This window comes from Acinetobacter sp. YH16053, from assembly GCF_013417035.1.
In the GTDB taxonomy this organism is placed as follows: Bacteria; Pseudomonadota; Gammaproteobacteria; order Pseudomonadales; family Moraxellaceae; genus Acinetobacter; species Acinetobacter towneri.
Map to the genome: position 1 here is coordinate 1 of NZ_VPEP01000039.1, position 8185 is coordinate 8185.

At 47.6% G+C, this 8185-nt stretch carries 8 protein-coding genes and 3 pseudogenes; 2 read left to right on the forward strand and 9 right to left on the reverse strand.

From position 1 onward, the window contains the following. The 8 genes and pseudogenes from FTV43_RS13965 to dfrA1 form a co-directional block, all read right to left on the reverse strand. Positions 1-873: transposase (locus FTV43_RS13965; RefSeq protein ID WP_179995746.1), on the reverse strand; the 873-nt coding region annotated here is incomplete at its 3' end. Between the two features lie 74 nt (positions 874-947). Continuing rightward, the gene (gene tnpB, locus FTV43_RS13970; protein WP_004828548.1) at positions 948-1283 is read right to left on the reverse strand and encodes an IS66 family insertion sequence element accessory protein TnpB; all 336 of its coding nucleotides are present in this window, start codon (positions 1281-1283) and stop codon (positions 948-950) included. Further along, on the reverse strand, positions 1280-1663 hold the full coding sequence (locus tag FTV43_RS13975; RefSeq protein ID WP_004828545.1) for a transposase: 384 nt from the start codon (positions 1661-1663) through the stop codon (positions 1280-1282). The genes tnpB and FTV43_RS13975 overlap by 4 nt, the downstream gene beginning before the upstream one ends. A 565-nt stretch (positions 1664-2228) precedes the next feature. Next, complete coding sequence (locus FTV43_RS13980; RefSeq protein ID WP_000119696.1) at positions 2229-2600, reverse strand: hypothetical protein; 372 nt, start codon at positions 2598-2600, stop codon at positions 2229-2231. Positions 2601-2660: 60 nt separating this feature from the next. Continuing rightward, positions 2661-3158 (reverse strand): hypothetical protein, encoded by a 498-nt coding sequence (locus tag FTV43_RS13985; RefSeq protein WP_001444089.1) that lies wholly within the window; start codon positions 3156-3158, stop codon positions 2661-2663. 28 nt (positions 3159-3186) lie between these two features. Beyond that, positions 3187-4022, reverse strand: a pseudogene (gene aadA1 / locus FTV43_RS13990) (ANT(3'')-Ia family aminoglycoside nucleotidyltransferase AadA1). A gap of 57 nt (positions 4023-4079) precedes the next feature. Next, on the reverse strand, positions 4080-4604 hold the full coding sequence (sat2, locus tag FTV43_RS13995) for a streptothricin N-acetyltransferase Sat2 (protein WP_000704156.1): 525 nt from the start codon (positions 4602-4604) through the stop codon (positions 4080-4082). A gap of 94 nt (positions 4605-4698) precedes the next feature. Further along, on the reverse strand, positions 4699-5172 hold the full coding sequence (dfrA1, locus tag FTV43_RS14000) for a trimethoprim-resistant dihydrofolate reductase DfrA1 (protein ID WP_000777554.1): 474 nt from the start codon (positions 5170-5172) through the stop codon (positions 4699-4701). Positions 5173-5503: 331 nt separating this feature from the next. Here dfrA1 and intI2 point away from each other — a divergent pair. After that, positions 5504-6481, forward strand: a pseudogene (gene intI2, locus FTV43_RS16055) (class 2 integron integrase IntI2). A gap of 187 nt (positions 6482-6668) precedes the next feature. On the opposite strand, the gene FTV43_RS14015 reads toward intI2, so the two are convergent. After that, a complete protein-coding gene (locus FTV43_RS14015) occupies positions 6669-6908 on the reverse strand; it encodes a BrxA family protein (RefSeq protein WP_001353740.1) in 240 nt (79 codons plus the stop codon). A 510-nt stretch (positions 6909-7418) separates the two neighbouring features. On the opposite strand from FTV43_RS14015, the pseudogene FTV43_RS14020 reads away from it, so the two are divergent. Continuing rightward, positions 7419-8185: pseudogene (locus FTV43_RS14020) on the forward strand (IS91-like element ISVsa3 family transposase); the annotation flags it as partial.

Here is an 8185-nt window from a genome sequence, read left to right on the forward strand (position 1 = left end):
CGTTTCATCGGCATGGATCACCCGCTGTTGCAGCACCACCTGTTTTAAGGCATTGGCCAGAGGTTCCAGTTCCACACCGCAGCGACCAATCCAGTCAGATAACGTGGATCTGGACAGATCAATGCCAGCCCGCTGATAGATCAGGCGCTGACGGTACAGCGGCAAATGATCGGCATACTTCGATACCAGTACATGGCTGAGCAGTTCAGGACTGGCAATACCTTTATCAATCACATAGGCGGGCATCGCTTGCTGAGTCAGGGTGTCGCACTGATCACAGACCCATTTGCCACGTACATGCTGTTCCTTATAGAACTGTGCCGGTCTGAAATGCAGTTTTTCACTGATATCTTCGCCGATACGACGTAACTGGCAGCCACAACTGCATTGGGTTGATGCAGGTTCATGCTCAATACGGATGGTGTGTAGATGATCGGGTAGCAGTCGACGTTTAGGTTTGTTGACTGTGGCTTTCTGTGTCCCTGCATGGGTTTTATCTGCATTTAATCGTTCTAATTCCAGATCAACGGCTGCGATATCTTCTTCGACCGCCTCATCCCACAGATGGATTTGTTTTGCGGTGAGATGTTCGTTTTTACTGCCGAATTTATGCTGTTTAAACAGCGCCAGTTCATGCTCGTATTTTTGATTGAGAATAGAAAGATGCTGAACTTTAGAATCTAATTGCTGATTGGTGACTTCAAGATGTTGAACTTTGGCATCTAATTGTTGATTTGATACTTCCAGATGTTGAACTTGAGCATCTAATTGTTGTTTATCTTCTGCGAGTTGTTGATGCTGCATCGCCAACTGCCGGGTGAATTCCAGCAGTTGTTCATGGGTCAGTTGGCTTAAATCTGGCAGCGTATTCATGACCGCAGTATGCCTGAGGTCATGAGAAGAATGAAATAGAACGTTTGGAGGATGGCAGAATAGCCGAGCTTGGTTTAGAGCATCGTGACCACCTGCTGTCGTCCAATGCGCTGCCAAGGCAAACCCTGGATTAATGCCTGTAACTGTTCCGGGTTGAGAGCTACGCTTTCACCCTGGTGAACTTTAGCCCAGTGGAATTTTCCCTGTTCCAGCCGCCGGGCACACAGCCAGATGCCCAGTCCATCATGTACCAGCACTTTCATGCGATGGCCACGTTTATTACAGAACAGGTAAGCACAATGCGGTTTAATGTAGCCAAAGGCTCTCACCACCTGAGCCATGACAGTATCCATCCCTGCTCGCATATCCAGAGGTTGGGTAGAAAGCCAGATTTCATCGATACGGATCATGTTGCCAGCACCTTGAGTAATTCTGCCAAGGCAGGTATTTCTGATACTTGCCATTTCAAGCCAATTTCTGCTTTTGAGTGGGGTAAAGTAATTTGAACTTTTAACATGTCAGTAGGAGTAGGATCTAATGGTGCAGAGCAAGATAAGGCAATAAATGCAGGTTTATTCGGTAGTGGTGAGCGATCACTCCCTGGCTTAGCATCAATTAAGCGAATCCATTTGGATACAAGATTTGTATTCAATCCATGTTGCAAAGCGACTGAAGCAATTGAAACGTCCGGTGCTTTACAAGCCTGAACGATCTGCTGTTTAAATTCAGCACTGTATGTTCTTCGTTTTTTCGCAAGAGATGCGATGGATGTCTGATGATTTGTAGTCATAAATTTTAGTCCCCACTTGTTTCTAAGTGGGGACTAAATTAAGGCTTATAGGATGAATTCAGAAGGTGTGTTCAGCGGACGCTTACCGACTTCATCAACTTTTTTGCTTTCCAACTTGTCACAAAGTGCATAGGCAAGAGCTTTGGCGGCAGACACGTGCGTTTCCTCTTAAACATAGGTCGAACGGATACCCGAGGCAAAGCGGAGCATTAGTCCCAAAGCATCTCCGGTAGATCCGGAGGCTCCATACTGAAGGCATGGCATCTTGGGCATTGATATTTGAAACTTCTCTCTAGATAGCAGGGATTTCTTGGCCTTGCCTCATGCTGATAGCTTGTAAATATCACACGATCCTTAGCCCCACAAAGTGAGCATACTCCGTAGCTTTCATTTATAGAAATCGTCGTTAGATTGTCGCAGCATGTGCACGTTCCGACTATTTGCTCAGGAAGCATCGCCATACCTTGGCCTAGGTAAAGAAGATCAGACTCGTAGCCACATCGGTGGCAACTGAGCTTGTACGCAATGCCCATCTGGTTGTCTCACCTGAATCGTAACGTCAGAGCTATTCATCCATCCATTCGGCATCAATGTATGCCACTAAGCCGACCAGCTGACCGTTTGGACTGAAGTATGTTGCCTGCACCCCACTTGACATCTCATCAATACCACCGCACTGCGCTAGGCGCCGGTCCCACTTGCCCACAGAAGCGTCAGGATCGGCTGAGTTCCCCAAGACCCTTGTGAGCCATGCCTCCTTTAACTCAACCTCTCGAATGATTGCGTCGGCCAGCTCCTCCGCGTTATCTAGTTCGACATAGTCTGGAATTCGGACGTACGTTCTGAACACAGCTGGATACTTACTTGGGCGATTGTCATACATGACATCAACAATGTACCCGTTTGTGTAACCGTCTCTTGGAGGTTCGTATGACACTAGTGGTTCCCCTCAGCTTGCGACTAGATGTTGAGGCCTAACATTTTATTAGAGAGCAGGCTAGTTGCTTAGATACATGATCTTCAGGCCGTTATCTGTCAGGGCAAGCGAAAATTGGCCATTTATGACGACCAATGCCCCGCAGAAGCTCCCATCTTTGCCGCCATAGACGCCGCGCCCCCCTTTTGGGGTGTAGAACATCCTTTTGCCAGATGTGGAAAAGAAGTTCGTTGTCCCATTGTTGGCAATGACGTAGTAGCCGGCGAAAGTGCGAGACCCATTTGCGCTATATATAAGCCTACGATTTCCGTTGCGACTATTGTCGTAATTGGATGAACTATTATCGTAGTTGCTCTCAGAGTTGTCGTAATTTGATGGACTATTGTCGTAATTGCTTATGGAGTTGTCGTAGTTGCTTGGAGAAATGTCGTAGTTGGATGGGGAGTAGTCATAGGGAAGACGAGCTTCATCCACTAAAACAATTGGCAGGTCAGCAAGTGCCTGCCCCGATGCCATCGCAAGTACGAGGCTTAGAACCACCTTCAACAGATCGCGCATAGTCTTCCCCAGCTCTCTAACGCTTGAGTTAAGCCGCGCCGCGAAGCGGCGTCGGCTTGAACGAATTGTTAGACATTATTTGCCGACTACCTTGGTGATCTCGCCTTTCACGTAGTGAACAAATTCTTCCAACTGATCTGCGCGCGAGGCCAAGCGATCTTCTTGTCCAAGATAAGCCTGCCTAGCTTCAAGTATGACGGGCTGATACTGGGCCGGCAGGCGCTCCATTGCCCAGTCGGCAGCGACATCCTTCGGCGCGATTTTGCCGGTTACTGCGCTGTACCAAATGCGGGACAACGTAAGCACTACATTTCGCTCATCGCCAGCCCAGTCGGGCGGCGAGTTCCATAGCGTTAAGGTTTCATTTAGCGCCTCAAATAGATCCTGTTCAGGAACCGGATCAAAGAGTTCCTCCGCCGCTGGACCTACCAAGGCAACGCTATGTTCTCTTGCTTTTGTCAGCAAGATAGCCAGATCAATGTCGATCGTGGCTGGCTCGAAGATACCTGCAAGAATGTCATTGCGCTGCCATTCTCCAAATTGCAGTTCGCGCTTAGCTGGATAACGCCACGGAATGATGTCGTCGTGCACAACAATGGTGACTTCTACAGCGCGGAGAATCTCGCTCTCTCCAGGGGAAGCCGAAGTTTCCAAAAGGTCGTTGATCAAAGCTCGCCGCGTTGTTTCATCAAGCCTTACGGTCACCGTAACCAGCAAATCAATATCACTGTGTGGCTTCAGGCCGCCATCCACTGCGGAGCCGTACAAATGTACGGCCAGCAACGTCGGTTCGAGATGGCGCTCGATGACGCCAACTACCTCTGATAGTTGAGTCGATACTTCGGCGATCACCGCTTCCCTCATGATGTTTAACTCCTGAATTAAGCCGCGCCGCGAAGCGGTGTCGGCTTGAATGAATTGTTAGGCGTCATCCTGTGCTCCCGAGAACCAGTACCAGTACATCGCTGTTTCGTTCGAGACTTGAGGTCTAGTTTTATACGTGAACAGGTCAATGCCGCCGAGAGTAAAGCCACATTTTGCGTACAAATTGCAGGCAGGTACATTGTTCGTTTGTGTCTCTAATCGTATGCCAAGGAGCTGTCTGCTTAGTGCCCACTTTTTCGCAAATTCGATGAGACTGTGCGCGACTCCTTTGCCTCGGTGCGTGTGCGACACAACAATGTGTTCGATAGAGGCTAGATCGTTCCATGTTGAGTTGAGTTCAATCTTCCCGACAAGCTCTTGGTCGATGAATGCGCCATAGCAAGCAGAGTCTTCATCAGAGTCATCATCCGAGATGTAATCCTTCCGGTAGGGGCTCACACTTCTGGTAGATAGTTCAAAGCCTTGGTCGGATAGGTGCACATCGAACACTTCACGAACAATGAAATGGTTCTCAGCATCCAATGTTTCCGCCACCTGCTCAGGGATCACCGAAATCTTCATATGACGCCTAACGCCTGGCACAGCGGATCGCAAACCTGGCGCGGCTTTTGGTACAAAAGGCGTGACAGGTTTGCGAATCCGTTGCTGCCACTTGTTAACCCTTTTGCCAGATTTGGTAACTATAATTTATGTTAGAGGCGAAGTCTTGGGTAAAAACTGGCCTAAAATTGCTGGGGATTTCAGGAAAGTAAACATCACCTTCCGGCTCGATGTCTATTGTAGATATATGTAGTGTATCTACTTGATCGATCAGGCTTTTGTATATCTCCCCACCACCTGAAACAATGACATGATCCGTTATTTTCTTTAGGTTGGTTAAAGCATCTTTAATTGATGGAAAGATCAATACGTTCTCATTGTCAGATGTAAAACTTGAACGTGTTACGACCGCATACTTTCGGTTGGGTAATGCTCCCATTGATTCAAAAGTCTTGCGTCCAACCAACAGCCATTGGTTATAGGTAATAGCTTTAAACAGGAGCTGTTCACCTTTGGCACTCCATGGAATATCAGGGCCATTCCCGATAACTCCATTCTTCGATATAGCTACCATTAGTGATAGTTTCACAATTCTTCCTCAGAGGTTAACATTTTATTAGTAAGCATGCTCGTTTTGTCACCCGCTGATGCTTACCGTTAATTAATATAATCACTTGTATTAAATAGACTTTCTTTAAAAATACAAGACACTCTGTTATTACAAATCGTGCATGCCGTCTATCCTGCTTGCACGATGCACATTATCTCACCCAAAGAACTCATAACATTTTAATTTATTTAGCATTAAATTAAAACTCTACCGGTAAACAAGCATCTCTAGGCGTAAAAAACAGGCACTTTTTTAAATCCCAGCTAGAATAGGCTGTATAGGCAGACAGTTGCAAGACAAGGAGCGTTTTATGTCTAACAGTCCATTTTTAAATTCTATACGCACGGATATGCGACAAAAAGGTTATGCGCTGAAAACTGAAAAAACTTACCTGCACTGGATTAAGCGTTTTATTCTGTTTCACAAAAAACGTCATCCTCAGACCATGGGCAGTGAAGAGGTCAGGCTGTTTTTATCCAGCTTAGCAAACAGCAGACATGTAGCCATAAACACGCAGAAAATCGCTTTAAATGCCCTAGCTTTTTTGTACAACAGGTTTTTACAACAGCCGTTGGGCGATATTGATTATATCCCTGCAAGCAAGCCTAGACGGCTACCCTCTGTTATCTCTGCAAATGAAGTGCAACGCATTTTGCAGGTTATGGATACTCGCAACCAAGTTATTTTTACGCTGCTGTATGGTGCAGGTTTGCGCATTAATGAATGCTTGCGTTTGCGGGTTAAAGATTTTGATTTTGATAATGGCTGCATCACTGTGCATGACGGTAAGGGTGGGAAAAGCAGAAACAGCCTACTGCCCACGCGCCTAATCCCAGCAATAAAATAACTCATTGAGCAAGCGCGGCTTATTCAGCAAGACGACAACTTACAAGGCGTAGGGCCATCGCTGCCTTTTGCTTTAGATCACAAATACCCTTCTGCTTATCGACAAGCGGCGTGGATGTTTGTCTTTCCCTCCAGCACGCTCTGCAACCACCCGTATAACGGCAAATTATGCCGCCATCATCTGCATGACTCCGTTGCGCGAAAGGCATTGAAGGCAGCCGTACAAAAAGCAGGCATCGTTAGCAAGCGTGTCACTTGTCATACATTTCGTCACTCGTTTGCTACGCATCTATTACAAGCGGGGCGTGATATTCGCACTGTGCAAGAACTCTTAGGGCATAACGATGTTAAGACCACGCAAATCTATACGCATGTGTTGGGTCAGCATTTTGCCGGCACCACCAGTCCTGCGGATGGACTGATGCTACTTATCAATCAGTAAAAGTAGATAAATATCTTTATGTAGCCCTGAGTAGCCCCTGATACTTTTTATGGTGAAAAAGATAAACAATCATAGAGGGGATAAATATGAGCCAGTTCTACCATTGTTCAGATAAGTTTAAGCAAGATACTGTCAATCACAGTGACCATTCATGGTCATTACACTTCCTCCAGTTGCCAGACAATGCCTAACATAAAAACGCAAAAGCCCAAAAGTCAGAGCTTAGGTGTTCTAGGCGTTTTCTAAGCGCTGAAGAAATACGTCTTACCGTAGATTGCGTGCGTTTCTGAAGCACATTTTCCTTATACATGGCTTTATCCCAGGCAGCTTCATCAAGCTCTTGGAGTAACAAGCCAGTAATAATGCGACACTCTCGGGTTTGTAGCGAGCCGCTGGTGAGATCGGAGTTATAGCGGAAAGGGGTCATTTGTAATTATTTGTGGGTGGAGGATAGTTAACTTATTATTGTAGTTGGAAGAGGCTGCTTTCCAAACATTAGCACCTCGTAATGCTTGTTACTGTATATTAATTTATGCTCTTAGCGCATGTTAATGGGCTATTACAATGCATAATGTCCACATCAAGATAACTGTGGCTTAACACCTGTACAAGCGAAAAAAATCAATCACCTGTCCGGAAATACGGGATCACTGTAAAGTGTTGGTGAGGCAGTCTAGGAGGGGGATTTAATTTGGGATACTGATGAAAGGATTATGATCAGTTGGATATAGGATCGTACTAAGCTGAGCGGCAGGTTAGCTAGATTAGTTAACCAGATAAGTGAAATCTAGTTCCAAACTATTTTGTCATTTTTAATTTTCGTATTAGCTTACGACGCTACACCCAGTTCCCATCTATTTTGTCACTCTTCCCTAAATAATCCTTAAAAACTCCATTTCCACCCCTCCCAGTTCCCAACTATTTTGTCCGCCCACATTTCCTGTTTGCCAGCCGGCCCGAGATCATGGGGTGGGTGCTGGGCATCGTTTACCGCGTCATTGCCACGCACCTGGTCAAGAAAGCGGGCCATACCCACCAAGTGGCCAAGACGGGCGCGGTCACCCTGATCCAGCGTTTTGGATCGGCGCTCAATCTGAATGTTCACTTCCACATGCTGTTTCTCGACGGTGTGTATGTCGAGCAATCCCACGGCTCAGCGCGTTTCCGCTGGGTCAAGGCGCCGACCAGCCCAGAGCTCACCCAGCTGACGCACACCATCGCCCACCGGGTGGGTCGCTATCTGGAACGGCAAGGCCTGCTGGAACGGGATGTCGAAAACAGCTATCTGGCCTCGGATGCGGTGGATGACGACCCGATGACACCCCTGCTGGGGCACTCGATCACTTACCGTATCGCTGTCGGTTCACAGGCGGGGCGAAAGGTGTTCACTTTGCAAACTCTGCCGACCAGTGGTGATCCGTTCGGTGACGGGATTGGCAAGGTAGCCGGGTCCAGCCTGCACGCCGGCGTGGCGGCCAGGGCCGATGAACGCAAGAAGCTCGAACGGCTGTGCCGGTACATCAGCCGCCCGGCGGTATCCGAGAAGCGGCTGTCGTTAACACGAGGCGGCAACGTGCGCTACCAGCTCAAGACGCCGTACCGGGACGGCACCACGCACGTCATTTTCGAACCATTGGATTTCATTGCAAGGCTGGCCGCCCTGGTACCGAAGCCCAGAGTCAACCTAACCCGCTTCCACGGGGT

What these genes read in the sequence shown, in the direction of transcription:
- tnpB (WP_004828548.1), bottom strand. Translation starts at nt 1,283, where the DNA reads ATGATCCGTATCGATGAAATCTGGCTTTCTACCCAACCTCTGGATATG.
- sat2 (WP_000704156.1), bottom strand. Translation starts at nt 4,604, where the DNA reads ATGAAGATTTCGGTGATCCCTGAGCAGGTGGCGGAAACATTGGATGCT.
- FTV43_RS13985 (WP_001444089.1), bottom strand. Translation starts at nt 3,158, where the DNA reads ATGCGCGATCTGTTGAAGGTGGTTCTAAGCCTCGTACTTGCGATGGCA.
- FTV43_RS13975 (WP_004828545.1), bottom strand. Translation starts at nt 1,663, where the DNA reads ATGACTACAAATCATCAGACATCCATCGCATCTCTTGCGAAAAAACGA.
- FTV43_RS14015 (WP_001353740.1), bottom strand. Translation starts at nt 6,908, where the DNA reads ATGACCCCTTTCCGCTATAACTCCGATCTCACCAGCGGCTCGCTACAA.